Below are 25343 nucleotides of genomic sequence, written 5' to 3'. Positions count from 1 at the left end.
CGCCCAAAGCGATGCTATCATTGCTGTTAACAGATGTATAGCCGTCTAAAAAAGTATGAGGAATGTATGCATAACAATACCGCTATTTCAGAACTTATAGAAGCAGGAAAGTGGATCAGTCAACGTGGTTGGGTGCCAGCTACGGGTGGTAATTTTTCAGCGCGAACTAACACCGGTTTTGTGGTTACTGCCAGCGGTTTTGACAAAGGTCAATTAGGGTCGCATACCTTTATTGAACTGGATCATGTCGGTAATCGTAGCGCTAGCGCCGCCAAACCCTCAGCTGAAACCGAATTGCATTTGTGCATGTATAAACTTATTCCTGCTGCTAATTATGTATTGCACACTCATTCGGTTGCTGCGACGGTATTATCTCGGGTTATTAAAGGTCACAGCCTAGACTTACACGGCTACGAAATGCAAAAGTCACTAACCGGCATTACTTCACATTTAGACACCTTGAGTATTCCAATCTTTGATAACGACCAAGATATTGATCGCTTGAGTTTATTAGTGAGCGATCACCACTTACACACGCCTATTGAGCACGGCGTGCTTATTCGCGGCCACGGTTTGTATGTAGTGGGTCGCACTATTGGTGAAGTACGCCGTCAATTAGAAGGCCTTGAGTTTTTATTTGCATGTGAGATAGAACGCTTAAAATTAGTAGGATTAGAATCATGATCAAAGCACTGCTGACCGATATTGAAGGCACTATTACCCGTATTTCGTTTGTTAAAGACGTACTATTTCCATATGCCGCAAAGCAACTCCCCGAATTTGTAAAAACTCATCAAGAGCAAAGCGCTGTAGCTGAACAAATTTATGCCGTAAAAGCGGTTATTGAACAGCCAGATGCCAGTATTGATGTCGTAATTAACACTTTACTTGAATGGATCCGTGACGATAAAAAAATCACTCCATTAAAACAGTTACAAGGTTTGATTTGGCAAACTGGCTATGAAAATGGCGATTTTACCGGCCATTTATACCCAGATGCCTACCACTTTTTAGTTGCACAGCAACAAGCCGGCCAGCAGTTGTATGTGTATTCATCAGGGTCAGTAAAAGCACAGCATTTAATTTTCAACTACTCTGACTTTGGTGATATTCGCTCCTTGTTTACTGATTATTTTGATACTCAAGTCGGCGCTAAACAAGAGCAACGTTCATATCACAATATTATTGAGCAACTACCTTTTGCCGCTAATGAAGTGTTATTTTTAAGTGATGTGGCAGCCGAGCTTGATGCCGCCAAAGCCGCAGGTTTAAAAACCTTGCACCTGATCCGTGATGGTCAAGCAAGCTCGCCTGCGCATAACTATATTAACGATTTTAGCCAATTCACTGTGGAGCATTTAGCATGAGCCAACTGACTATTTTTGCTGACTGTAACGGCAATAATGCTTTATTAAACACTCAAGATACAGCACAAATTGCCACCGAGCTTAATAAAGTAAATGTACGATTTGAGCAGTGGCAAGCAACAAAAATGATTACTGCTGATACTAGCCATGAAGCTATTATTTCCGCCTATAACGCTGATATTGAAAGCTTAAAGCAACAAGGTGGTTATCAAACTGTAGATGTTATTTCGCTGGCAAAAGGCAATCCGAACGCTGCAGAATTACGTGCTAAGTTTTTATTTGAGCACACCCATAGTGAAGACGAAGTACGCTTTTTTGTAAAAGGCCAAGGATTATTTTGCCTGCATATTAACGACAAGGTTTACCAAGTACTTTGCAAGCAGGGTGATTTAATTTCAGTACCAGAGCTTACTCCCCATTGGTTTGATATGGGCAGCGATCCTGAATTTACTGCGATCCGTTTATTCAATAATACCGAAGGCTGGGTGGCACAAAGCACCGAATCTGAGATTGCTAAGCAGTTTCCTTTATTGGACTAGATATCTGTTAATAATGGAGTTTAAATGGAAAAGTTGTTTTCATACGGCACACTGCAATTAGAGCAAGTACAGCTTGATACCTTTGGCCGCTTGCTCGAAGGCCAAGCCGATACACTACAAGGTTACGTAGTAGGCGAAGTTGAGATCACCGACGCCGCCGTGCTGAAAAGCAGCGGCCAGCGTTTTCATCCAGCATTAATTAAAACAGGCCTGCCAACAGATACAGTAACTGGCACTATTTTTACTATCACCTTAGAGGAACTTGCTAACGCGGATAGCTACGAAGTTAATGACTACATCCGTATTGAAGAGTCATTTAGCAGCGGCATTAATGCATGGGTGTATGTGGCTAAGAGCTAACGTCATATCAAAGATGACTTAAACAACTTAACTCTGTAGTATATTTTCAGTATTAGTTTTACTCAATTAAGTGAACGTGGAATGGTCAACGAACAATATCAAAAGTCCAAACAACAACTTGCGTATTCTCGTAAGCAAGTTGAAAAAGCTGGCCGTATTTTTCGTAAACAAGAAGGCGATTTTGAATTTGCTACCGAAGTCATTCAGAACTATCGCGCGGCTCATTTATACCCGCTGACCATCATCAAAAACTTAGTATGGAAACACGTAAAAAAACTCAACCTGCTTGATTCTGCTACTATTGTACGTCGCTTAAAACGCTTGCCGACAATTATTGATAAACTGCAACGTGAGTCATTAGACGGCAAAAGTGAAAATGCAATCAACCTTAAGCGCATGCACGACATAGGTGGTTGCAGAGTTATTTTAGACAATTTAGACAGCCTGTATAAGCTCAATACGAGTTTAGATTCAAGTCGAACAGTCCATAGCGTAAAGTCATATGATTATATTGAACATCCTAAAGCCACTGGCTATAGGGGCATTCATCGTGTCTATAAAAGCTATAACAATTTAGAGTCTCACGATTACAGAGGCTTTCAAATAGAAGTTCAATTACGTACTCGACTCCAGCATTTATGGGCAACTACAGTCGAAATCGTCGATATTATTGAAAAAGAAACACTGAAAACCAACCCACAAGCCGCCGATACAGATTGGCAGCGATTATTTTTTATCATGGGTGAATTTCTTGCCGTTAAAGATGGCTCAAATCAATTAAGTCCTGAACAATCACAAAGCTTTATTGATGAATTAGCTGCTTTAAATAAAAAGCTCGCAGCATTTCATAAACTCGATGCGTTTAACCGTGCGTTTCAAGTTGACGAGATTAAAAATAAATCAAAAGATACAGGTTTTGCTTTACTTGTTCACAATACCGAAACTCAAATGGGTCGGGTCTTTTTGTACGCAGCCAGTAAGAAACAAGAAGCATTAACGCACTATGCAGAGCAAGAGCGACAAACTCACAACAACGTATTATTAGTAGCGGGAAATGACTTAAAATCTATCGAAAAAGCCTATCCCAACTACCTTAATGACACTTCTGAGTTTCTTTCAGAATTTAGCCGTATATTACTGGGTTAACTGTTAATTTAAGTCTTTCAGTTCACCAACTAACACTTGTTGTTGGTCATACACGCCAGTATCGAGTACCCAGCCGGTAATAAGCTTAGCGGGGGTTACATCAAATGCGGGATTATATACGTTAGCATTTGTAGGTGCCCATAGCGCTTCACCAAAGCTTCCGCTTACACCGCGCACTTCTGCGCTGTTACGTTGTTCTATTTCAATGTCTGCACCGCATGCTGTGTTTACATCGAGGGTTGTTAGCGGCGCTACGACATAAAATGGGATGTTATGAAAATGCGCCAGTACTGCTAAGTTATAAGTGCCCACTTTATTAGCAAAGTCACCATTTGCAGCAATACGATCTGCACCGACAAAAATTTTATCAACCTTGCCAGCAGCCATTAAACTCGCTGCCATATTATCGCAAATTAAGGTGTAAGGTACTTGCCAGCGCTCAAGTTCAAACGCGGTTAAACGCCCGCCTTGCAATAATGGCCGCGTTTCATCCACCCATACATGAATATCGCCATGACGTTGCTGCGCTTTATAAATAACACCAAGAGCAGTACCAATACCTGCGGTTGCTAAGGCACCAGTATTACAATGTGTGAGAATATTATCGCCGCTGCTAACCAATGCAGCACCATGATTTGCCATGCTTTCACACAAGGCGATATCTTCATTAAACAATGTTACAGCAGCGCTTACAATTGCCGTTACATAATCATCTTGTTGTAATGCAATACGTAACTTTGCCATACAATGCATTAAATTAACCGCAGTTGGCCGAGTGGCTTCTAAATCATCAATCGCCTGCGCTAATGCTACTTTAGCTGTGCCTTGCTCTGCCAAATGGGCAACTAGCAAACTTGCTCCTAAACCAATCAGCGGTGCGCCGCGTATTTTTAAGCTTAGAATTAAATCCCTCATACTGGCTACATCATCACATTCGTGCCATACCTGCTGATGCGGCAGTAGGTATTGGTCTAACACGCTTAGTGTATTGTTTTGATATTTTAAACTGCTCGCTATGAGGTCTTGCATGATTGATCCTGAATAATCGTTAGGCTGAGGTTATTTTACAGTAGTTTTTAAAACGCACAACCCAGAAGTGTAGACATCTAAACGGTTGAAGGTATAGAATGCTATCACTTATCATTTTCTGAGAGTACGCCGATGGCCGAATACGTTGCCTTTAATGCACAGCATGCGATTGATTATATTAAAAATCTTGTAACTAAAGATGGGTATGATTTGTTTGATCCTGACCAAACGTTATCGGCGTATGAGTTTGGAGATGGCAATTTAAATCTCGTTTTTAGAATAAGCGACGAGCAAAGTAATAGCGTTATTTTAAAGCAAGCCTTACCTTATGCGCGCTGTGTGGGTGAGTCATGGCCATTAACGCTTGACCGAGCACGCATTGAAGCTGAGGTTTTACTCAATCACGGCGCATTAAGCCCTGACTACACAGCAAAAGTATTGCATCATAATCCAGAGCAAGCACTGACCATTTTAGAAGATCTTGGTCACTTACAAATTTTGCGTAGCGCACAAATAAACGCAGAGCAATTTCCGCTATTAGGTCAACATGTGGCTCACTACTTAAGCCATACTGGTTTTTATAACTCAGACTTTTACCTAACCGCGCAAGATAAAAAAGCCAAAGTCAGTCAGTTTACTAATCCAGAGTTGTGCCAAATTACTGAAGATTTGTTTTTCAACGATATCTTGCGTGAACATGAGCGTAATAACTACCCAAGCGAGTTGCAAAGTACAGTCAATAAACTACAAAATAACACCGCATTACATTTAGCGATCGCAAAACTAAAAGCTAAGTTTTTATCATGCCCGCAGACGCTATTACATGGTGATATGCATAGCGGCAGTATTTTTGTCGATCAAAACACCACTAAGATGATCGACCCTGAATTTGGCTTTTTTGGCCCAGTTGGCTTTGATATCGGCTCATTTATCGGCAATTTATTATTAAACTACTGCGCGCAAAATGCTCGTATTAGTGAATTTGTTACACGCCGTAACTATCACACCCATTTACTGACTTGCCTGCAAGAGAGTTATTCTTTGTTTGAACAACAGTGGCTGACATTTATTGCAGAGCAAACCACAGATAACAATTTAAAAGCCGCTGGTTATGGCGAGTATTTTATGCAACAAGTATTACAAGACGCGATTGGTTACTGTGGGACAGAACTGATACGCCGCACTATCGGCTTAGCACACGTTGCTGACATTGATGGCATTGAAGATGCGCAGGCGCGTTTAGACGTACAACGCCACACTTTAGCGCTGGGTGAGCAGTTAGTACTCAACGCCCACACTTGCAATAACAAAGAAGAGTTTTTCTCTTTATTGATAAGCCAACTAAATTAAATTTATAAAAATAGCAAAAGGCACTTTATTTAGTGCCTTTTATCAACCTATTTGGGCGGGACCTAGCTTCTATTACCTAGTCTTTTAAATTACTGGTAATTTTCATACATTTTATCAAGCGGCTCTGATAAACCATTTTCTTGCACAACGCGCACATGCTGGCGGCCAAGTTCACGGGCACTAAATACCCCGCATGAGTGAGCAATTAAACCCGCACCATAATGAATGTACTTATTGTAGTTTGCTACGCGCTGCGCTTTATCGGCGACATCTAAGCCACGTTGCAACCGCTCGTTGTGTGTGGTTATCCCTGTTGGGCAAGTGTCTTTATTACATTGCAGCGCTTGAATACAACCCAAAGCAAACATATGACCACGTGCCGATACAACAAAGTCTGCGCCCAGCGCGAGCGCCCATGCAACCTTAGACGGCACAATCAGTTTGCCTGACGCAATAACTTTAATTCGCTCTCGCAGGCCATGCTTTTCGAGCATATTAACAACCAAAGGTAAACTTTCTTTCAGTGGTAAACCCACCGAATCCATCAGCGGTTGTGGTGCAGCACCGGTACCGCCATCAGCACTATCGATAGTAATAAAATCGGGCGCAGATTCAATACCACGATGATTGATCTCAGCAAACAAGGTTTCCAGCCATGCATAAGCGCCAATAACCGCTTTAAAGCCGGTTGGCTTGCCAGTCGTTTCGCGCACCGAGGCAATCATATCAAGTAAATCTGCAGGGTTTTTAACTTCAGGATGACCATTTGGGCTAATTGAATCGTGACCTTCTGGGATACCACGAATAGCCGCAATTTCAGCAGTCACTTTTTTGCCTGGCAACATACCGCCTTTACCAGGCTTCGCACCTTGGCTCATTTTAATTTCAAACATTTTTACTTGTTCATGCGCAGCTATTTGCTTGAGCTTCTCATGACTTAATTTACCTTGTTCATCGCGCACACCATATTTAGCTGTGCCAATTTGAAACACAATGTCGGCACCTCCTTCTAAGTGATAAGGGCTTAAACCACCTTCACCAGTGTTCATCCAACAACCAGCGAGTTTGGCACCTTGCGATAACGCACGTACAGCAGGTTTTGATAACGCACCAAAACTCATACCTGAAATATTGAATAGCGATTTAGTAATATAAGGGTTTCGACAATGCGGCCCTAACGTAACTGCACTAGGTTCAAGCGCTTCTTCGTCCAAGGTAGGAAACGCGCAGTTCATAAACATCACGGTCCCGGTAACTTCTAGGCTCTGAGTTGAGCCAAAGGCGGTGGTACGATCAACATTTTTAGCCGCTTTATAAACCCAACTACGATCGGCGCGATTAAATGGCATTTCTTCGCGATCCATAGCGAAAAAGTATTGACGAAAAAACTCACCTTGGCGCTCAAAAAAGTATCTAAACCGACCTATTACCGGATAATTACGTCTAATCGCTTGTTTAGATTGAGTTACATCACTGATATAAAAATAAATAACAACTAAAACTAAACACCCAAATACCACTATAAATAAGCTGGCAAACACATCAATGCTAAAAACTATTAAATTACTCATGCAGCGCCCCTTGCTGGTTGTTTTTCCAGCTTTGAGAATATAAGCAGAACAAGTTTCAAGCAAATGTTTTGTAAGGAAAGCTCGGTTACACGCTAATCAGCACGAACCGAGATAAATTGAACGTTGTAATTTAGCCGCGCTTTTCTAGCTCAGTTTCAATATATTGATGGATTTGATCTTCTAATACTGACATTGGCACAGAACCGTGGCGAAGTATTTGATGGTGAAACTCACGTACATCAAAATCTTGACCAAGCGCTTGCTCGGTTTCTTTACGTAAGCGCTTAATAGTCAGCTCACCAATTTTGTATGATAGTGCTTGTGCTGGCCATGAAATATAACGATCAGTTTCGGTTTTCACGTTATGTAGTGACAATGCCGTATTTTCACTCATAAACTTCATCGCGCGATCTCGGCTCCAGCCATACATATGCATGCCAGTATCAACCACTAAACGAGCTGCTCGCCACATTTCATAAGTTAAACGGCCAAAGTTACTGTATGGGTCTTGGTAAAAACCCGCTTCAATTCCTAAATACTCAGAATATAACCCCCACCCTTCACCAAATGCCGATAAGTATGCATTCTGACGATAGCTTGGTAAGTTTTCTAATTCAGCATTAAGGGAGATCTGTAAATGATGCCCTGGTACAGCCTCATGAAAAGTGAGAGCTTCTAATACGTATAAAGGGCGCTTATCAAGTGCATAAGTGTTTACCCAGTAATAACCCGCTTGATCATCACGACTCGAACCAGAATAACGGCCAGTCGTGTACTTAGGCGCTATGCTTGCTGGCACCGGCGCAACACCATAAGGCATCCGTGGTAAGGTATGAAATAGCTTAGGTAATTGTGCATCCATCTTTTTAGCTATGTACGATGCTTCTTTTAATAACTCTTCCGGTGTTTTAGCATAAAATTGCGGATCAGTACGTAAAAAGTGCACAAATTCAGCAAACGTGCCTTTAAAACCAACTTGCTCAATAATCTTATCCATTTCAGCACGAATACGTGCCACTTCTTTTAACCCCAGTTCATGAATTTCTTTTGGCGTCATATCTGTGGTGGTATAATACTTGGCGCGATTGGCATAAAACGCAGCACCATTAGGTGTTGCAGAGATACCAATTTCAGTACGCGCACCTGGCTGATACTCTTCATTAAAAAATGTTAAATAATCTTGATAAGCAGTAATCACCTGCTCTTTAATAATTTTCTTTGCTTGTTGTTGTAAAGCAAAAAACTCACCATCACTCAAACCAGCGGTATTATTTAAAAATGGTTTATAAAACTCAGACTCAGTAGCGTCATCAACAATATATGCACTGATAGAGTCTTGATAACCCACAAGCACCGCTTTCGGTTGCGTTAAACCAACTTCTAAACCTTTGCGCATCCAGCCGATGTTTTGCTGAAAAAATCGAGGAACTTGCTGCAAACGTTGCAAATAAAGCTGGTAATCAGCTAATTTTTTATAATCTGAACTCGACACCATAAAAGATAAACTCGAATGAAAGCCATATTCAGAAGTCAGCGGCATATAGTGGCTGTTAAATACATATTCATCGATACTATTTTGTACTTGTCCACGAATTATAGTGAGATTAATACGGTTTTCATCACTGAGTTTATCTTTATCTATTGCATCTAACTGCGCTAATAATTCAGTGTTATGTTGGTATTTCTTTTCAAGAAACTCAGCAGATAAATTAGTTAACAAATAACCATCAACACCCTCGGGGTTGCTATACGTGCTAATACTTTTACGATAATCAACAATTGATTGCGCAACCTGCGTAAATTGTTGATCGCTATCTACGGTGGTCATTTGGCAAGCACTTAATGTACATGCCAAGGCGATGCTTAACAGAGAATGACGCATAACCGATGAAGGTGATTTTTTCATAATAATAGGGATCTGCTACTGAAAACGTGAGGGTTAACCTAACCTAGACTGCTACAATAACCAAAAAAATGCGACCAAGGGCAATAAATACAAGGTTAAATTAACCGCGACTATTGACTAGTAGTTAATCAGCACTTTTTATTGCTTAATAAGATTGTCGAGAAAACCAGCTATTGAGCGATAAAAATAGAAATTTCGCTATCAAATTACATATTTTTGCTTTTAAATATCCCCGATACAGATTAATGTAAGGCAATCCCATACGCTAGGATTGCGTCAAGACCTCACGGAGAGAGTTATTTAATTTCGCTGTTACGTGTATTTAATTGGTGTATACAATGATGTTCCATGATTCCATGGCTATTGCTCAAGAAAAAATGACCAAGGTATGTATCTTTTTAGAACATCATATATTACCACCGACTCCTCTTAATTATCACGTTGTCTACACCTACGTTAGCCAAGTTAATTCTGATTTAAATACCACTATCGATCGTGCAATTGCCCAAGGCCAAGAAATTGACTGTGTTTATGTAGAACAACTTTATTTCGATTACATGGATCAAGCCCATAAAGCTGAAACCAATATGGTTCGTAATGTTGATGGTATTATTAATTCATTATCACGTAGCGCGCACTCAACCGAAAAAGATATTATCCGCTTTGCAAGTCAAGTCAGCGACTGTGTACATTCTTTAGATGAAAATAATATTGCCCAAACTCGCCTCGCACTTGAGACATTAAATAAGCAAACTGCTCACTTGCTCACTCAACATAAACAATTTAAACAAGAGCTGATCAAAGCAAAGCGACGACAAGAAAAAACTCAACAACAACTCGTACAATTACGCAAACAACACATCACCGATCAACAAACAGGCCTTTTTAAACGTCATTATTTAAACCAGCAAACACAATTATGGTTAGACCAAAAAAAATCTGTGTGCGCGATTGCCATTCAAATAGATAACCTAGATCACTTTATTGATAACTACGGCGATATCATTGGTGAAGTAATTTTAAGCAAGGTAGCTAAACAAATTCAAAAATATGTATTTGAAAGTGGCCTACCAGGGCGAACAGGCAAAGATGCTTTTACTGTATTACTGGCTGATATCGACCCTGAAACTGCGAATGTAATTGCTGAAAAAGTCCGTAATGGAGTCGAAAAATTACGTTTCGTTAGTTCTAAAAACGGTATTAAACTTCCAGCAATCAACCTTTCATTAGGGATTGCCAAGCACTTAGACGAAAAAGATTTTAATAATCTTGCCCGTAAAGCCTCCAATGCAGCACATAAAGCCAGATCGCTTGGCCAAAGCAGCTTTATTGCCGGACAGTGAGCCGTAACTCATAAAGCTTGATCCACAAGCAATTTTCCCCAGATTCAAATTGCACCATGGCGTAACAATCAAGTACACTAGTCTTTATTACCACGATAGAGATTAATCATGAACGAGAATCCTGAAAAGACCACGCATTTTGGTTATAAAACCGTTGCCGAAACCGAAAAAGCTTCTATGGTTGCCGATGTATTTCATTCCGTTGCTACTAAATATGACGTAATGAATGATCTCATGTCGTTTGGTATTCATCGTTTATGGAAACGTCAAACCATTGCTAGTTCAGGTGTGCGTAAAGGCCATCATGTGCTGGATTTAGCCGGTGGCACCGGCGACTTAACGGCAAAGTTTAGTCAACTAGTTGGTGATACTGGGCAAGTAGTATTAGGTGATATTAACTCATCAATGCTTAAAGTCGGGCGCGAAAAGCTACATAACCTAGGTCTTGTCGGTAATATTGACTACGTACAAATGAATGCTGAAGCACTGCCTTTCCCTGATAATAGTTTTGATTTAATTACCATTGCCTTTGGTTTACGTAATGTTACAGATCAAAATAAAGCACTTCGCTCGATGTACCGAATCTTAAAGCCTGGTGGTCGTCTGCTGGTATTGGAGTTCTCCAAACCAGAGCATCAAGTATTAAGTAAAGCCTATGATTTTTACTCATTTAACTTACTACCTAAAATGGGTGAGTTAGTTGCTAACGACGGTGAATCATACAAATATTTAGCTGAATCAATTCGTATGCACCCAGATCAAGAAACACTAAAAGCAATGATGAACGAGGCTGGATTTGAGCAAACCACCTATCAAAATCTCACCGGTGGTATTGTAGCATTACATCGTGGCTTTAAATATTAAGCGTCACACTAGCTAGTAAAGTTTATTGCTAAGGTATTGTATGTTAAATAATTTCATGATCGCACTCGTCGAAAGGGTTTTAAATACGGCGCTTAAACTCGATCCCACTCTTAGCGATAGACTGTCGTCAATATCCCAACAACGTTTATTAATTGATATACGCGATTGGCAACAGCAGTTTTTAGTGGTGTTTACTGGCCAACAACTGCATTTATACAACACTACCGAAACGCAATATGACTGCATGATAAGCGCCGATATTAATACTTTAATGGCACTTAAAAACCCTGCAATGCTGACTCAGTTAATCCGCCAAGATAAACTCGATTTGCAAGGTGATCTAAATATTGCACAAGGGTTTAGTAATGCTTTCGCTGCGCTTAATATCGATTGGCCTGAACACTTATCTGATTATCTTGGTGACGCAGCGGCACAGCAACTATGGCAGTTAGTTAAACAAACTCAACAGCAAAGTCAAAAAGCCAACAAGAAACTCTCTACAACGCTAACTACTTTATGCCAAGACGAGCTCAAAGTGACCATTCATCCTTTAGAGCTTGAGCAATTTAAGCAACACACGCGTCAACTCAAAGCACATGTTGCGCAACTTGAGTTACGTATCAACCAACTACTTCAAGCAAAATGAATCAGTAAGGATTATCTGTGTCAGCTGCTCGGCTTTATAACATCACAAAAACCCTCCTTAGCTATGGTTTGGATGAACTGATCCCATCACAAAAAATACCTTGGTATGGCAAAGTTGGCCGTGCATGTCTATTTTGGCTAACCAATAAGCACCCAGAAAAACCAGCAGGGTTAAGACTGCGTTTAGCATTACAACAATTGGGGCCAGTATGGATCAAATTTGGCCAAATGTTATCTACTCGGCGCGATTTATTACCACTAGATATCGCTTTAGAGCTAGCCTTGCTGCAAGATCAAGTACAGCCATTTGATGGTGTGTTAGCACAACAACTAATTGAAAATGCACTCGAAATCGATGATATCAGTGAATACTTTAGTGATTTTGAGCAAACCCCTTTAGCTTCAGCATCCATTGCCCAAGTACATACAGCCACTTTAGTGGATGAGCATAATCAACCACAAAAGGTGGTTATCAAAGTCATTCGCCCTGATATCAGAGAACAAATTGACGCTGATTTAGCATTAATGGAACAATTTTCTAAAATAGTGGCCAAGTTAATCAATGAAGCGAAAAGGTTACGCCCTGTTGAAGTAGTCAAAGAGTATAAGAAAACCTTACTTGATGAACTTGATCTGATGCGTGAAGGCGCAAACGCCATTCAATTAAAGCGTAATTTTGAAGGTTCTGATTCGCTTTATATTCCCTATGTTTACAGTGACTATAGTCGCGTAAATGTACTAGTCATGGAGCGAATTTACGGCATTCCAGTGTCTGATACTGAGGCATTAGTTGCGCAAAACACCAATATGAAACTACTGGCTGAACGCGGTGTGGAGGTGTTTTTCACCCAAGTGTTCCGTGATAGTTTTTTTCATGCTGATATGCACCCTGGTAATGTATTTGTATCCTATGAAAGCCCTGAAAACCCCAAATTTATCGGTATCGATTGTGGCATCGTGGGCACGCTAAACAAAGAAGACAAACGTTACTTAGCCGAAAACTTTATTGCCTTTTTTAATCGCGATTATCGTCAAGTCGCACAATTACATGTCGATTCTGGCTGGGTACCTAAAGACACCAGCGTGGAAGAATTTGAGTTTGCCATTCGCACTGTCTGCGAGCCGATTTTTAATAAGCCATTAGCAGAGATTTCATTTGGCCATGTCTTAGTTAATCTATTTAATACCGCTCGTCGCTTTAATATGCAAGTTCAACCCCAATTAGTTCTACTACAAAAAACCTTGTTGTATGTTGAAGGCCTTGGGCGTCAGCTATATCCGCAACTAGATTTATGGAAAACAGCTAAACCCTTTTTAGAAGACTGGGTAAAGCAACAGGTTGGTCCTTGGTCGGTATTTAAACAGGTATACGCAAATTTGCCATTTTGGGCAGAAAAAATGCCCGAGTTACCTGATTTGATCTATCACAACTTAAAACAACAGCGCAACAGTCCTGCACCACTGCCACAGCCATCGCACAAGCCATTATTACTTGGTCTTTTTGCTGGCTCAGCAATGATAGTATCAGGGTTATGTTATTTGCAGCATGACCTTGTCGCTGCAGGTATTGCTGCGATATGCTCTTTAAGCGGCTTTATACTTGCTTGGCGCAGCGCTGCATAAACTAAGTGCTATTTAGTGCTCGGTGAGTATAATCAGTACAATAATTTTAATTCACAGTATTTAATTAAGTGGAGAACATCATGGGTTTTGGCGGCATTAGTATTTGGCAATTGTTAATTGTTTTGGCAATCATAGTGTTACTTTTTGGTACGAAAAAATTGCGTGGTATTGGCGGTGATTTAGGTAACGCTGTAAAAGGGTTTAAAAAAGCAGTCTCTGAAGATGAGCAAAATAAACCAGCAGAACCAATTGAACAAGCAAATAACCCAATACAAAACAAAGAGTCTGTTGATAAAAGCAAAGAAGACCATAAGGCTTAATTAGCATGGGTATGTGGGAACTTGTTGTGGTGTTAATCGTCGGCTTAGTGGTACTTGGCCCTGAGCGGTTGCCAGTTGCTATTCGTACTGTTAGCCGTTGGATAAAAACTATAAAATCGCTGGCTAATTCGGTTAAGGCTGAAGTTAATGAAGAATTAAGAGTGCATGAGTTACACCAAAATTTAAAAAAAGCCGAACAACAAGGCATGCAGGACTTAAGTCCTGCAATAAAAGATTCAGTCAGCGAATTGCAAAAGGCTGCGGACTCGGTCACCCATAGTTATAAAAGAAATCCTCCTGAGCAAGCAGATAAAGTGAATGTTGATGAACAAAAATGAAATTATTTTTGTTAGCTATGGTCTATATATCGGTAACGAGTTAAATTATGACTGAACAAGTTAAATCAGGCTTTGTAAGTCATTTAATTGAATTGCGAAATAGGCTCATGAAAGCCTTATTAGCCATATTAGTATTTTTTATTGCGCTGGTTTACTTTGCAAACGATATTTACGGTTTTGTAGCGGCTCCATTAGTTGCGCACTTACCAAGTACAGCAACCATGATCGCTACAGATGTAACTGCACCGTTTTTTGCGCCGTTTAAGTTAACCTTATTTGTCGCTTTATTTGCAGCGTTTCCGTTAATTTTACACCAAATCTGGGGCTTTATTGCGCCAGGGTTATACCAACATGAAAAACGTATGTTAATGCCTGTTTTGGCATCAAGCATTATTCTTTTTTATAGTGGTATCGCATTTTGTTACTTTGTAGTACTCCCCATAATTCTTGGCTTTTTTACTAGCGTTGGCCCAGAAATGATGACCTTGGCACCAGATATTAGTAGCTACTTAAGTTTTGCGTTGAAGCTATTTTTTGCTTTTGGGGTCGCTTTTGAGATTCCAGTAGCGATAATGCTACTTTGTTTCAGTGGCGCAACTACAACACAAAGTTTAAAAGAAAAACGTCCTTATATTGTGGTCGGTGTTTTTGTTGTAGCTATGTTTTTAACGCCACCGGATGTACTATCACAAACATTATTAGCATTTCCCATGCTACTGTTATTTGAATTGGGTTTAATCTTAGCATCCTTTTATAGCGCTAAACCCCAGCAAAATGAATCAGAGGAATAAATGAAAAAACAACTTTTACCAATACTTGCCTTGTTAAGCATTCCAACTGTTCATGCCAATGAAGTTAACTTACAAGCTTTACAAGCCTGTACATTTATTGAAAATGACTTCAATCGCTTACTTTGTTACGACAATACCATGGCAGGCAAGTCATTAACTAAACCAGAAACAACAAAAACCTTAACTCCACCTGCAAGTTCAGTCACCGCAACAGCAGATGTAGCTGTTGCTAGTAAGCAAATAGTTAAAGTTAAAAATGACGATTTTGGTTTAGAACACAAAGAAGTAGCAAGAGATAATGACAATGAAATATCAGCCGTCGTTACCAGCGTCAAAGAAGCGCCTTACGGTGAGTTAATTATTAGTTTAAACAACGGCCAACAATGGCATCAAATTGGCTCAGATATCTTGCGCATCGACCCAAATGATACTGTAATTATTAAGCGCGGTATGTTCAACTCCTTTTTATTGAAAAAAGCAGGCAAGAATCGCTCAATCCGCGTTAAGCGAACTAATTAATGACCACATCACTTATTGATGCTGGCGTAAATCTTACCAATCATCAATTTGATGCTCAACATTCGGCTATCATTACTCGTGCAAAAGCGCAAAATGTTAGCCAGATGCTGTTAATTGGTTGCGATATAAGCTCCAGCCAACAAGCTCTTCACTTAGCACAACAGTACAACCTACTTGCTACCGCCGGTGTTCACCCCCATGACGCAAAATCAGCCGATGAAAAACTAGAAACACAACTGCGCACTCTCGCTGCACACCCTGAGGTTGTAGCAATTGGCGAATGTGGATTAGATTACAATCGCGACTTTTCTCCCCGCGAGACTCAACGTTCAGTGTTACACCGACAACTCACTTTGGCGGTAGAGTTAAACCTTCCGGTATATTTACATGAGCGCGATGCGAGCGAAGATATGCTGGCAATATTGCAACAGTATTCGGTGCGTGGAGTATTACATTGTTTTACTGGTGATCAGCACGCCTTAGAACAGTATTTATCGCTCGGTTTATACATTGGTATTACTGGTTGGGTCTGTGACGAACGTCGTGGTAAATCACTGCAACAACTGGTGCCTATGCTGCCATTAGAGCGTCTATTAATTGAAACAGATGCGCCGTTTTTGATCCCACGCTCGTTAACTCCAAAACCAAAATCGCATCGCAATGAACCAAGCTATTTACCACATATATGCCAAACGATTGCGTCCTTAAAAGGTCTAGAGTTTGCAACTGTTGCAAAGCAAACTACACTTAACTTCCAACAGTTATTCAACCACAAGGGCTGATAATGAAGCGTGTTTGGTTGCTGCTTTATAGCTTTGTACTTATTTCATTTTCAGCCAATGCAACGCAAATCACCTTAGATAAGCATTTTGAACATATATTAAATATTCCTTTTGAATATTCTCAACAACCTTTAACAATAGATCAAGCTAAGCTAGCCCCTACTCAGCAATGGCAACAACTTCCTGAGCAATCGCTCAATTTAGGACTAACCAATCAAGCCGTATGGCTGCGCCTACAACTGGTCAACGCTGAGGATTCAGATCTACAAATTTTACTGTCCATTGATAATCCGTTATTAGATAAAGTGGCTGTATACCATTACTTTAAGCAAAACAGATTATTGTTTAAAGAAATTGGTGATGCATTACCACTCAATAACCGACAAATTAAAACAGAATCATTATTAGTAAAGCTAACACTCCCACCGAAAAGTAACTCAACATTACTACTTCATATTAAAAGTCTAGATGGTGTCAGAGTGCCGTTAAGTCTTTGGCAATACGATGAATATTTAAAATATAAAAGTAAGTTTAATTTAATGTATGGCTTGCTCGTCGGGTTTATTTTATCTTTAGCGATCACTTGCTTGGTTATGTTTGGTTTTTCACGAAAGCGCTACTTTGCACTCTGTGGCACTATTTTAATGACTTTATGGTTATTACTGATTTACTTATATGGCTTTGGCTATCGCTATTTTCACCCGTCTTTGCCTAGTCTGCAGCAGCTTGCAGTTCCAAGCATGCTGATATTAACCACTTGCTTATTCAAACTATTATTTGAACAATTACGACTGTCCACGAAAATGTGGCTGCAACCCTTACATAGATTGAGTAACTGGTTACTTTTTATCAGCCTATTTTTTATTTGGTTATTACCAACAAATATCATGCTTTATTACAGTCTACTCTTGCCCGCGCTAGTGATGTTATTACACATAGCGGCGTTAGGGATCGATATTAAGCAACAGCGAACACAGCCACTATGTGCGCTACTATGTGGAGCGTTGATGTTTTTTTCCGCACAGCTTTACATGATTATTGTTGTGTTTAATTTCTATGATTTTAATGCGCGTGGTTTACCGTTTGTATTTTTTAGCTTTTTAATCTGCTCACTCAGTTTAAGCTTTGCTACCATCAAACACTTTTTAATCGAACGCGATGCCCAAGTTACTGCACAGCAGAGTAAAATAGCCCAAAGTGAAGCACAAGATGCCATCTTACAAGAACGTTTAGAGCTGCAAGAACAAGCTAGGTTAGATTTAGAAGCAAATATAGAAGAGCGAACGTTTGAACTTCAGGTCACTCTGCGTGAGCTTGAAGAAAAGAATCGCGCACTTGAACAAATCAATATGGAAGATCCATTAACACAAATAAAAAATCGCCGCTATTTCGATAAAAAGCTAGTAATGGACTTGCGTCGCTCTCGTCGGGAGCAAACATCTTTAAGCGTGATAATGCTCGACATAGACCACTTTAAGAGCATTAACGACACCTATGGGCACTTAATTGGCGACCAAACTATTCGTGCTGTGGCTGACATTATAAAAAGCCATTTAAAACGCCCACTTGACGAAGTAGCCCGTTATGGTGGCGAAGAGTTTGTTATCTTACTCCCCAATACCGCCCTCGGTGGTGCTGTAGAAATAGCGGAGCAAATCCGCCAAGCAATCATGGATGCGACAATTACAGTAGCAAACAATGAGATAAAGTTTACTATTAGTGCTGGTGTATATAGCGCCATCGCTGAAGACATTCACAATCCGGGATTATTCACCGACTGCGCCGACAAAGCACTTTATCATGCCAAGCAAAGTGGGCGTAATCGTGTAGTTAGTTTTCCAATTTTAGACTAGGAGCAAATAATGGCCCAATCAGGTCTCGACCTTTTCCCTTATACTCGCATGCGCAGAATGCGCCGCAATGATTTCTCTCGCCGCTTGATGGCTGAGAATCAACTCAGTGTGAATGACTTAATTTACCCAGTATTTGTGCTTGAAGGTAACAATCGCCGAGAAGCCATTGCATCGATGCCAGGCATAGAGCGCTTATCGATTGACTTACTGCTGATTGAAGCAAAAGAGTTGGTTGAATTAGGTATTCCTGCAATCGCTATTTTTCCGGTCACCCCTGCGGACAAAAAATCATTGCTTGCTGAAGAAGCTTACAATGATGATGCACTGGCACAACGCACTGTACGCGCACTCAAAGAAGCCTATCCAGAATTAGGGGTAATCACCGATGTAGCACTTGATCCCTTTACAGTGCATGGGCAAGACGGAATTATCGACGATGATGGCTATGTAATTAACGACATCACGACAGAAATATTAGTTAAACAAGCGATATCTCATGCACAAGCGGGTGCAGATATTGTTGCCCCTTCAGATATGATGGATGGCCGCATTGGCGCGATCCGTGAAGCGCTAGAGGCCGAAGGCCATATTCATACACGCATTATGGCTTATTCAGCTAAATATGCCTCAAGTTACTATGGACCATTTCGTGATGCAGTCGGTTCGGCTGGTAACTTAAAAGGTGCGGACAAAAAAACCTACCAAATGGACCCAGCTAATTCCGATGAAGCCATTCGTGAAGTAGCGCTGGATTTACAAGAAGGTGCTGACATGGTGATGGTGAAACCCGGTATGCCTTATTTAGATATCGTACGCCGAGTTAAAGATGAATTTGGTGTGCCGACGTTTGCTTATCAAGTGAGTGGCGAGTACGCGATGCATAAAGCGGCGATTGATAATGGCTGGCTTGCTGAAGAAGCCACAATTATGGAGTCCTTGCTTGCTTTCAAACGTGCTGGCGCTGACGGTATTCTTACCTATTTTGCAAAGCAGGCTGCACAACTGCTAAAAAGGTAAGCCTTATACATTTTTAATTTAGAAAAGGGCGATTCTGCGCCCTTTTTATTTCCATATTATTAACATTTTGTATTTTCTTTGTCATAAATTTTCCTTAAACTGTTTGTCCCACTCGGGACACAATACACGGGAAAAAATAATAATGTTCAAAACAAAAATAACGCCATTGGCGCTTGTAATTGCAAGCCTCAGTGCACCAGCTTCTGCTAATTTAATAATTTCAGAATATGTTGAAGGTGGTAGTAACAATAAAGCAATTGAGCTTTTTAATACCTCTGGCGAAACACTATCGCTTGATGGCTATAACATCTCACTTTTCGCCAATGGCAATGGCGACCTGACAGCTCCAAATAATACACTTGCTCTATCCGGTAGCTTAGCCGCCAATGGCACCTATGTAATCGTAAATGCAGGCTCTGTAGACGAGCTTAAAGCTAAAGCTGATATTGAAGCAACCGTTACTTATTTCAATGGTGATGATGCATTGGTACTTACGAAAGACGGCACTATTGTTGATAGCTTTGGTCAGTTAGGCGTTGACCCTGGTAGCGAATGGTCAGCCGGAGGTGTTAGCACCAAGGACAAAAGCTTACGTCGCAAGCTAAGTATTACTGCAGGTCGCAGCGATGCTACTGCGTCATTTGATCCAAGTGAACAATGGCTACAATTTGATAAAGATGACTTTTCAGGGCTCGGTTTTCATGGTGAGAGTACTGAGCCAACCCCAGATCCAGAACCAGTTATTCCATTAGAATGCGGCGCAGCTAAAACACTTATCAGCGCAGTACAAGGTGAAGGTGGTGATAGCCCTCTATTAAACACAGAAATTGAGCTGGAAGGCGTAGTAACTGCTGATTTTCAAGGTAGTGAGCAATTAAGTGGCTTCTTTATTACATCACTTGATGCAGATATTGATACAAACCCACTTACTTCTGAAGGTATCTTTGTTTATTTTGCTAATACCGATGTCAATGTTGGTGATCACGTGCGAGTTAAAGGCAGTGTCGCAGAATACTTTAATGCCACCCAAATTGGTGATGTTAGTCAAGTAGAAGTATGTGCTACAGGCTTAACGCCAACAGCAACAAGCATCACTCTCCCTGTTAATAATGTAACCGATTTAGAAGCTTATGAAGGCATGCTGGTTTCACTAGAACAACCGCTGGTTGTTAGCAACAACTATGGTTTAGGCCGTTATGGTGAAGTAGGTCTTGCCACAGAACGCTTATATCAAGGTACACAAATAGCCCTTCCTGGTGATGCTGCTAACGCTGTTGAAGCCGAAAACATAAAAAAACAAATCTTACTTGATGATGGTTCAACGAAGCAAAACCTTGACCCAGTTTCTTACCCAGGTACTGGCTTAGACGCTTATAACACATTACGTTTAGGTGATTCTGTAAACGCAATCACTGGTGTAATGGGTTACAGCTTTGATCGCTATCGTATTCACCCAACAGTACAACCAACTTTTGTTGCAACTAACCCACGTACAAATGCGCCAGAACTGCACGCTGATGCAGATATTCGAATTGCAAGTTTTAATGTCCTTAACTACTTTAATGGTGATGGTCAAGGTGCTGGTTTCCCAACCAGTCGTGGCGCTGATAGTGAAGCTGAATTTATTCGCCAACAAGCGAAAATTGTCAGTGCACTTGTTGCTATAGAAGCTGATGTTATCGGCTTAATGGAAATCGAAAACGATGGTTTCGGTACAAATAGCGCTATTGCTAGTCTAGTTAATGCGTTAAACGATGAAGATAGCAATAATGAATACGCCTTTGTTAATTTTAACGTAGATAAAATTGGTACTGATGAAATTACCACCGCACTTATCTACCGTGCAAATAAAGTCGCACAAGTTGGCACCGCAGCTATCACAACCCAATATCCATTTGACTATAGTAACCGTACACCTATCGCACAAAGCTTCAAATCACTTGAATCAGAAGAAGTATTTACTGTTGCTGTAGCACATTTAAAATCCAAAGGTAGCTGTGGCAGTGCCGATGGCAACAATGCCGATTTAGGTGATGGGCAAGCATGTTGGAATGAGATCCGCGTTGCTGGTGCTAATGGCTTTGCAGACTGGCTTGATAGCAAGCCAACTGGTGTAGACGATGAAGACATCATTTTAGTAGGCGATATGAATGCCTATGCGATGGAAGATCCAATACGCGCATTTGCTGATAAAGGATTTAAAAATGTCGTCGCAGAATTAGATGGTAATACACTTGGCTATTCATATAGTTTTTCTGGCCGCATGGGTAGCTTAGATCATGCTGTTGCTAGTCCAAGTTTACTTGCTAAAGTTGTCGCAGCGACAGATTGGCATATCAATGCTGATGAGCCGATCAGTCTTGATTATAACGTAGAGTTTAAATCTGATTCTCAAGTTGCTAGCTTGTATTCAGAGAGTGCTTATCGTGCCTCTGATCATGATCCTGTAATTATTGATATTCAATCTACACCTGCTGTAGAGCCAACGCCTGAGCCACAAGCTCCAGTGCTAGAGCCTGAGCAGAGTTTTAACATCAGTGAAAATAGCCCTATTGGCACTGTCATTGGTCAATTGAGCTTTAGCGATGCAGATGCACAGTACACACCCGTTATTGGCTTTATTGTTTCTGGCCACAATGCAGTGACTATAAATGAGCAAGGACAACTAATCGTTGCTGGTGATTTAGACTATGAGTTTGAAAGAAAAATCACATTAATGGTACAAGCAAAAGACAGTGCTGGTAATTTATCAAATGCACAGCTTGTGTACATTAATATCGCTAATGATGAGACTGATGACGAAGACGATGACTCAGGTTCATTATTTTGGTTAACGTTACTGGCGTTACCACTAACACTCCTGCGCCGTAAAAAAGCGTAGTATAAGCTAAACTCTGCTTGAATAGGTTTATTCAGCAGAGTTCAGATTAGTAAAAAGGCCGCTAAACTGCGGCCTTTTCTATGCATTACATTCAGTATGCTGTGAATTATTACAGCGATTCTTCTTTTTGCTATACCAACACCTAATTGACTGCTGGGCTTGCTCGTCAAACTGCCAGTTATAAAAACAAATTTCTTTGTTATTTTCTAAAGAAACCGATAATACAGTCAGTAATTTTAATGAGTTAAATTGAATATCAACAATTTCATCTGCATTAATATATTTTTTACTTAACCCTTGAGAGTAATAAATACCCGCTTTATAACAATGCATAAAACGTAAGTTGACGATACTTAAAATTGAGATAATAAAAATAACAGGAACAATAATTAGGGCTAAAAAAGTCTGATTAACAGCAAAGATGATTGTTAGCAAAAAAGCAACTGTACAAAGGGTTAGTATCATAACTAACTGCAACAGCCAGTTTGGGCTCAATTTAATTGCATTCATATAAACGTCCTAAAAAAGTACACATATATGTCTCTTTATTCGAGAGACTTCCATTTCTCTAATATGCGTATATGGGTGGCATAAGCGGGTATTCTACCTGTATTAGTAACTAAGATTCAAGTAATTGCACTACTTTTTACCTAGTTATAAATAACTAGTTTAATTAGTAAAACAGCCAGCTTTTAAACTACAACTTATGAGTGGAATGACGTTTAAACTGCAGTAATAAATAGTTGATTCTTTTTCTATTATTTAACTGTTTGCTTAAATAACTACTAAAGAGTGCTAACTACTCATTACTAGCATGACAACAAAAAAGTATTCGATTGTTGGAGGGATAATATTTCTGGCAATAAAAAACCCGCAACAGGTGCGGGTTTTTTTAAGAGTTTAAAGGCTAATTACTTAGCAGCTTTTTTCTCTTTTTCTGCAGCGATTACAGTTTCAGCTACGTTTTGTGGACATGGTGCATAGTGTGAGAACTCCATAGAGAACTGACCACGACCTGATGTCATTGTACGTAATGAACCGATGTAACCGAACATTTCTGATAACGGAACGTCAGCTTTAATACGAACGCCTGTTAAACCAGCTTCTTGGTCTTTCATCATACCACGACGACGGTTAAGGTCACCGATTACATCACCAACGTGATCTTCTGGAGTGAACACGTCAACTTTCATGATTGGCTCAAGAAGTTGTGCGCCCGCTTTAGGGATCGATTGACGGAAAGCGCCTTTAGCAGCGATTTCGAATGCGATTGCAGATGAATCCACGGCATGGAAGCCACCGTCGAAAAGTTCAACTTCAACGTCAAGCACTGGGAAGCCAGCTAGCACACCTTCGCTCATCATTGACTTGAAGCCTTTCTCAACTGCAGGCCAGAATTCTTTAGGTACGTTACCACCAACAACTGATGATTTAAACGTGAAGCCTGAAGCAACTTCGCCTGGCTTGATGCGGTAGTCAATTTTACCGAACTGACCAGAACCACCTGATTGTTTCTTATGCGTGTAGCTATCTTCGATTTCACGAGTGATAGTTTCACGGTAAGCAACCTGTGGTTGACCAACGATAAGGTCTACGCCGTAAGTACGCTTAAGGATATCAACTTTGATATCTAAGTGAAGCTCACCCATACCTTTAAGGATAGTTTCGCCTGAATCTTCATCAGTCTCAACTTGGAAAGATGGATCTTCTGCAACCATTTTACCGATAGCAACACCCATTTTCTCATTACCGCCTTTATCTTTAGGCTGTACAGCAATCGAGATTACTGGAGTTGGGAATACCATTGGCTCAAGTGTTACTGGGTGCTTAGGATCACAAAGAGTGTGACCAGTTTGCACGTTTTTCATACCTACGATTGCAATGATGTCACCAGCTTGTGCGCTAGTTAATTCGTTACGGTCGTCTGCTTGCATCTCAACCATACGGCCAACACGCTCAGTTTTACCAGTAAACGCGTTAAGGATAGTGTCACCCTTATTAAGTTTACCTGAGTAAATACGTACGAAAGTTAATGCACCAAAACGGTCATCCATGATCTTAAACGCTAACGCTTTGAATGGTTCGTCAGTAGATACGATTGCGAATTGACCATTTTCGTTACCTTCTTCATCCATAAGAGGTTGAGGATCAACTTCTGTAGGAGATGGTAAGTAGTCAACAACAGCGTCAAGTACTAATTGCATACCTTTGTTCTTGAAAGCAGAACCACAGTATGTAGGGAAGAAAGCAAGGTCACGAGTACCTTTACGGATACAACGCTTGATATCTTCTAAAGAAGGCGCTTCACCTTCCATATACGCTTCAAGAAGTTCGTCGTCTTGCTCTAGAGCAGTTTCAACAAGCATTTCATAGTATTCTTCAGTTTTGTCTACCATGTCAGCTGGAACGTCTTCGATCGTGTAGTTCTCTGGAAGACCAGTTTCGTCCCAGATGTATGCTTTTTTAGTTAAAACATCAACAACACCACAGAACTCATCTTCGATACCGATTGGTAACGTCATGATTAGTGGGTTTGCGCCAAGTACTTTACGTACTTGCTCTGTTACACGGTAAAAATCAGCACCCATACGGTCTAATTTATTTACGAAAATAACACGTGCAACTTCTGATTCGTTAGCATAACGCCAGTTAGTTTCTGATTGTGGCTCAACACCACCAGAACCACAGAATACACCGATGCCGCCATCAAGTACTTTTAATGAACGGTATACTTCAACTGTGAAGTCAACGTGTCCAGGAGTATCGATAACGTTAAAACGGTGATCTTTCCAGAAACAGCTTACAGCCGCAGACTGGATAGTAATACCGCGCTCAGCTTCTTGTTCCATGAAGTCAGTTGTTGATTCACCATCATGAACCTCACCAGTTTTATGGATTTGACCAGTAAGCTTTAGGATACGCTCAGTAGTCGTGGTTTTACCCGCATCAACGTGCGCGAAAATACCAATGTTTCTGTACTTCGATAAATCTGCCATTATTTTACTCTTAATAAAGTCGAAAAATTATTCGGCGGGAGTATAGCATTACTTATAGCGAACATCACCATACATGTCGCTTAAAATGCAATCAATTTTATAA

The 25343-nt window shown here is 40.5% G+C and carries 23 protein-coding genes; 18 read left to right on the top strand and 5 right to left on the bottom strand.

From position 1 onward, the window contains the following. Positions 1 to 66: 66 nt before the first annotated feature. From PVK79_RS02255 to PVK79_RS02235, 5 genes are all read left to right on the top strand, one after another. Complete coding sequence (locus PVK79_RS02255) at positions 67 to 684, top strand: methylthioribulose 1-phosphate dehydratase (RefSeq protein WP_149982209.1); 618 nt, start codon at positions 67 to 69, stop codon at positions 682 to 684. Further along, entirely contained in the window at positions 681 to 1367 is a 687-nt protein-coding gene (gene mtnC, locus PVK79_RS02250) for an acireductone synthase (RefSeq protein WP_145240037.1), read from the top strand. Before PVK79_RS02255 ends, mtnC begins: the two co-directional genes overlap by 4 nt. Next, positions 1364 to 1906, top strand: coding sequence for a 1,2-dihydroxy-3-keto-5-methylthiopentene dioxygenase (locus tag PVK79_RS02245; RefSeq protein WP_145240039.1), 543 nt, complete (start codon positions 1364 to 1366; stop codon positions 1904 to 1906). The genes mtnC and PVK79_RS02245 overlap by 4 nt, the downstream gene beginning before the upstream one ends. Positions 1907 to 1930: 24 nt before the next feature. Then, the gene (locus PVK79_RS02240; protein ID WP_257325225.1) at positions 1931 to 2266 is read left to right on the top strand and encodes a gamma-glutamylcyclotransferase family protein; all 336 of its coding nucleotides are present in this window, start codon (positions 1931 to 1933) and stop codon (positions 2264 to 2266) included. Between the two features lie 81 nt (positions 2267 to 2347). Further along, on the top strand, positions 2348 to 3412 hold the full coding sequence (locus PVK79_RS02235) for a RelA/SpoT domain-containing protein (RefSeq protein WP_257325224.1): 1065 nt from the start codon (positions 2348 to 2350) through the stop codon (positions 3410 to 3412). A gap of 3 nt (positions 3413 to 3415) precedes the next feature. Here PVK79_RS02235 and mtnA read toward each other — a convergent pair whose 3' ends face one another. Further along, positions 3416 to 4441: an S-methyl-5-thioribose-1-phosphate isomerase gene (gene mtnA / locus PVK79_RS02230; RefSeq protein ID WP_257325223.1), complete on the bottom strand. Its 1026-nt coding sequence runs from the start codon at positions 4439 to 4441 to the stop codon at positions 3416 to 3418. 132 nt (positions 4442 to 4573) lie between these two features. Here mtnA and mtnK point away from each other — a divergent pair, with 132 nt between their 5' ends. Beyond that, a complete protein-coding gene (gene mtnK, locus PVK79_RS02225) occupies positions 4574 to 5791 on the top strand; it encodes an S-methyl-5-thioribose kinase (protein ID WP_149982212.1) in 1218 nt (405 codons plus the stop codon). Between the two features lie 89 nt (positions 5792 to 5880). Here the strand turns inward: mtnK and PVK79_RS02220 are convergent, their stop codons facing one another. Beyond that, positions 5881 to 7362 (bottom strand): FMN-binding glutamate synthase family protein, encoded by a 1482-nt coding sequence (locus PVK79_RS02220; RefSeq protein ID WP_145240047.1) that lies wholly within the window; start codon positions 7360 to 7362, stop codon positions 5881 to 5883. Between the two features lie 130 nt (positions 7363 to 7492). Beyond that, positions 7493 to 9268 (bottom strand): DUF885 domain-containing protein, encoded by a 1776-nt coding sequence (locus tag PVK79_RS02215; RefSeq protein ID WP_145240049.1) that lies wholly within the window; start codon positions 9266 to 9268, stop codon positions 7493 to 7495. 356 nt (positions 9269 to 9624) lie between these two features. Between PVK79_RS02215 and PVK79_RS02210 the strand changes: the two genes are divergently transcribed. The 12 genes from PVK79_RS02210 to PVK79_RS02155 all read left to right on the top strand — a co-directional run bounded on the left by PVK79_RS02210 (position 9625) and on the right by PVK79_RS02155 (position 22244). Continuing rightward, complete coding sequence (locus PVK79_RS02210; RefSeq protein ID WP_145240114.1) at positions 9625 to 10611, top strand: GGDEF domain-containing protein; 987 nt, start codon at positions 9625 to 9627, stop codon at positions 10609 to 10611. A 108-nt stretch (positions 10612 to 10719) separates the two neighbouring features. Beyond that, on the top strand, positions 10720 to 11475 hold the full coding sequence (gene ubiE / locus PVK79_RS02205) for a bifunctional demethylmenaquinone methyltransferase/2-methoxy-6-polyprenyl-1,4-benzoquinol methylase UbiE (RefSeq protein WP_145240051.1): 756 nt from the start codon (positions 10720 to 10722) through the stop codon (positions 11473 to 11475). Between the two features lie 40 nt (positions 11476 to 11515). Then, complete coding sequence (locus PVK79_RS02200) at positions 11516 to 12121, top strand: ubiquinone biosynthesis accessory factor UbiJ (protein ID WP_257325222.1); 606 nt, start codon at positions 11516 to 11518, stop codon at positions 12119 to 12121. A 17-nt stretch (positions 12122 to 12138) separates the two neighbouring features. After that, on the top strand, positions 12139 to 13743 hold the full coding sequence (ubiB, locus tag PVK79_RS02195; protein WP_145240055.1) for a ubiquinone biosynthesis regulatory protein kinase UbiB: 1605 nt from the start codon (positions 12139 to 12141) through the stop codon (positions 13741 to 13743). A gap of 80 nt (positions 13744 to 13823) precedes the next feature. Next, a complete protein-coding gene (tatA, locus tag PVK79_RS02190) occupies positions 13824 to 14063 on the top strand; it encodes a Sec-independent protein translocase subunit TatA (RefSeq protein ID WP_064666784.1) in 240 nt (79 codons plus the stop codon). Between the two features lie 5 nt (positions 14064 to 14068). Beyond that, the gene (tatB, locus tag PVK79_RS02185) at positions 14069 to 14401 is read left to right on the top strand and encodes a Sec-independent protein translocase protein TatB (RefSeq protein ID WP_145240057.1); all 333 of its coding nucleotides are present in this window, start codon (positions 14069 to 14071) and stop codon (positions 14399 to 14401) included. Between the two features lie 47 nt (positions 14402 to 14448). Further along, on the top strand, positions 14449 to 15192 hold the full coding sequence (tatC, locus tag PVK79_RS02180) for a twin-arginine translocase subunit TatC (protein ID WP_149982219.1): 744 nt from the start codon (positions 14449 to 14451) through the stop codon (positions 15190 to 15192). Continuing rightward, a complete protein-coding gene (locus tag PVK79_RS02175) occupies positions 15193 to 15711 on the top strand; it encodes a hypothetical protein (protein ID WP_257325221.1) in 519 nt (172 codons plus the stop codon). Then, the gene (locus PVK79_RS02170; protein WP_257325220.1) at positions 15711 to 16493 is read left to right on the top strand and encodes a TatD family hydrolase; all 783 of its coding nucleotides are present in this window, start codon (positions 15711 to 15713) and stop codon (positions 16491 to 16493) included. Before PVK79_RS02175 ends, PVK79_RS02170 begins: the two co-directional genes overlap by 1 nt. A gap of 2 nt (positions 16494 to 16495) precedes the next feature. After that, the gene (locus tag PVK79_RS02165) at positions 16496 to 18346 is read left to right on the top strand and encodes a sensor domain-containing diguanylate cyclase (RefSeq protein ID WP_257325219.1); all 1851 of its coding nucleotides are present in this window, start codon (positions 16496 to 16498) and stop codon (positions 18344 to 18346) included. Between the two features lie 9 nt (positions 18347 to 18355). Beyond that, on the top strand, positions 18356 to 19363 hold the full coding sequence (gene hemB / locus PVK79_RS02160) for a porphobilinogen synthase (RefSeq protein ID WP_145240066.1): 1008 nt from the start codon (positions 18356 to 18358) through the stop codon (positions 19361 to 19363). 142 nt (positions 19364 to 19505) lie between these two features. After that, positions 19506 to 22244 (top strand): ExeM/NucH family extracellular endonuclease, encoded by a 2739-nt coding sequence (locus PVK79_RS02155; protein ID WP_257325218.1) that lies wholly within the window; start codon positions 19506 to 19508, stop codon positions 22242 to 22244. 78 nt (positions 22245 to 22322) lie between these two features. Here the strand turns inward: PVK79_RS02155 and PVK79_RS02150 are convergent, their stop codons facing one another. Both PVK79_RS02150 and fusA read right to left on the bottom strand, forming a co-directional pair. Next, on the bottom strand, positions 22323 to 22754 hold the full coding sequence (locus PVK79_RS02150; RefSeq protein ID WP_182797505.1) for a hypothetical protein: 432 nt from the start codon (positions 22752 to 22754) through the stop codon (positions 22323 to 22325). Between the two features lie 401 nt (positions 22755 to 23155). Continuing rightward, entirely contained in the window at positions 23156 to 25240 is a 2085-nt protein-coding gene (gene fusA, locus PVK79_RS02145) for an elongation factor G (RefSeq protein WP_145240072.1), read from the bottom strand. Positions 25241 to 25343 lie beyond the last annotated feature (103 nt).

The sequence above is a fragment of the Pseudoalteromonas rhizosphaerae genome, from assembly GCF_028885455.1.
Taxonomy (GTDB): domain Bacteria; phylum Pseudomonadota; class Gammaproteobacteria; order Enterobacterales; family Alteromonadaceae; genus Pseudoalteromonas; species Pseudoalteromonas rhizosphaerae.
This window is presented reverse-complemented; position numbering and strand designations above follow the sequence as displayed.